This window comes from Synechococcus sp. R6-7 (assembly GCF_047461695.1).
Lineage (GTDB): Bacteria > Cyanobacteriota > Cyanobacteriia > Thermostichales > Thermostichaceae > Thermostichus.
In genome coordinates, this window is the sequence record NZ_JANSHS010000539.1 from 1 (window position 1) to 2,388 (window position 2,388).

The following is a 2,388-nucleotide window of genomic DNA, read 5'->3' on the forward strand; positions in this document are numbered from 1 at the left end:
GGGGAAGTGGCTAACCTTTGTGGCAATACCACCGGGTAGCGATGCAGGTTTTCCCAGAACAGCTCCATTAGGGATCCCTGGACATACCCTTGCCCGAAGGTGACGCGGGGGTAGTGGGTGGGGGCAAGGGGGGGTGGCCCATCTAGGGCCTGCTCGAACAAAGGGATGCGGGTTTCTGCCCACAGGTTGTGCCCGAATAGGTAGGGAGAATTGGCCGCCAGCGCCACCAAGGGGGCTGACACGAGCAGGGAAGCGTTGAAGTAACGGGCCGCCTGTTGGGGGGATACCTGCAGATGGATTTGAAAGGAGGTGGTCGCCGCCTCCAGCATGATGTCCGGGTGGGTAACCCGCAACCGCCCAGCCGGTCCTTCGATATCTAGCCCCAGGGAAGGGATCGCTTGGGATTGCTCACGCCGGTGCAAGTTCAGGATCTGCTCGTTGAGGGCCAGGTAACGCTTGCGGGGGGAGATCATCTCCAAGGTCAGTTGCTTTTGCTGCACCGTGGGCAAAATCCCGATCATCATCAACCCCGCCTGCAAGTGTTCGGCCACTTGGCAACAGCGATCCCACGTTTGGCCCAGCTCTTGCTGAAACTGCCGCAGAGCCAAGCCGGTCAAAACTTGGGGCCGGCTGTTGATCTCCACGTTGAACTGGGCCAGTTCCGGCACCACCAGCGGATCGTTCACCGCTTCCAGGTAGGCTGAGTTTATCGGGGCCGGATCTCCCTGAGGGGTCACCAGCCATGCCTCCAGCTCAAACCCGCCCACCGGGGATCCCTGGGCAAAGGGCTGACAAGCCGGATCCAGCCCCGGCGCACCGGCCAACCAGCGCTCGAGCAACTTCGTCTCTTGCTGGAGCCGAGCTGCAAACTGAGCAAAGTCTGCAGTACCAAAACGGAGGCAGGTGATCTCCTGGCCCATGGGAACAACTCCGCAGCTTTTGGGAATGAGGTTAATCGCTGTTGCCGGGATCTCGACACCCCTAGCTTTACTTAGCCCGCAGTGATGGATACATCTTCAATGCGCAGGGCGGGAAAGGCAGCCGTGCCGTTGAAAACCGTTACTTCCTGGGAAATGGCGGAGATATTGCGCAAACAATCGTAGAGATTGCCGGCAATGGTGGTCTCCAGGATGGGGCGTTTCTCGCCGCCTTTGACCAAGAAGCCCCCTTTCACCACCCCAGAAAAGTCACCGGTAATGGGGTTGCTGCTGCCGGAGAGGCGGGTGACGATAACTCCCCGATCCATCGCGTAGAGCTCGGACAGGGGGGTTGTCCCTGGGGCCACCCTCAGGCAAGCCGGCCCTACTCCCGGCAGGCTGCCTGCTCCCCCTGTGGCATGGCCGTTGGAGGAAACGCCAGCAGCGCGGGACTCGTAGCTGTTGTACATGAAGTTGCAGAGGATCCCTTCGTGAACCAAGGGGGTGATTTGGCGAGGGATCCCTTCGCGGTCGAAGGGCTCAATGGGGTAGCCGGGCAGGCCCAGGCCTTCAGAAACCACGGTGAGCAACGGGCTGGCGATCCGGGATCCCATTTTTTGCGCCAGAGGGCTTTTGCCTTTGCGCACCGCATCTGCCCCCAAGACAAAGAGGAGATCCCCCAGGAAGTCCTCCACCACATCTGGAGGGAGAATGATAGGGCCGCGAAAGCTCTCCCCTTCGGTAGCCCCCAGCGCCCCCACACATTTTTGGACAAAGCGATCAAAAGCCCGCTCCAGCGTTGGGATGAGATCGGCCCGCTTCTGCACACTGTCGCCGTCGTAGGCAAAGCTGCCCACCTCGTCCCCGTCGATGGCCATGCCAAACAGGGATCCCCCCGCCTCGACACTGTGGTAGTTGGCCCGGATGCCGGTGGAAGAGGCAATGGCCAGGGTCTCTTCCTCCACGCTGAGGGAGCCGCTGTCGATGGTGATGCGAGGGTCTTTGGAGCGCACCCACTCCAGCAATTGGGATCCCAACTGGGTCAGGGTGGCGGCATCCAGTTCCAGCAGGCCTGGGTCGAGGGCAAAGGGCACCTGGGGCAAAGGTTGGGGCTCCGGCAGCCCGTTGAGGGGATCCGCCGGCGAAGCCTTGGCCATGGTCACAGCCTCAGCCGCCGTCTCGGCCAGCTCTTCCGGGCGGTTGGAGGTGGCAAAGCCCAGCCTGCCGTCGCAGAAAACCCGGATGCCGAACAGGGTCTCGCTGCTGCTGCGGGCCAGGTTGAGGTCATTTTTCTCAAAAGTGACTTCCGTTTCCCGGCCTGAGTTGGCAAACACTTCTGCCTGGTCGGCTCCAGCAGCCAATGCCTTGTGTACACCCTGTTCACAAAGATCCAGCAGGTTTTCCGGGGAAATGATGGAGCTGGGCATAAAAGTGAGATGGCAAGAGCATGACTCTAGTCAATAATAAGCTC

The 2,388-nt window shown here is 60.8% G+C and carries 2 protein-coding genes; both read right to left on the reverse strand.

The features are described 5' to 3' along the window. On the reverse strand, nucleotides 1-839 hold an 839-nt coding region (locus tag NW815_RS13905; RefSeq protein WP_414416143.1), incomplete at its 3' end, for a glutamate-cysteine ligase family protein. Between the two features lie 152 nt (nucleotides 840-991). Continuing rightward, nucleotides 992-2,344, reverse strand: a complete 1,353-nt coding sequence (locus NW815_RS13910; RefSeq protein WP_414389321.1) for a TldD/PmbA family protein — start codon at nucleotides 2,342-2,344, stop codon at nucleotides 992-994. Nucleotides 2,345-2,388 lie beyond the last annotated feature (44 nt).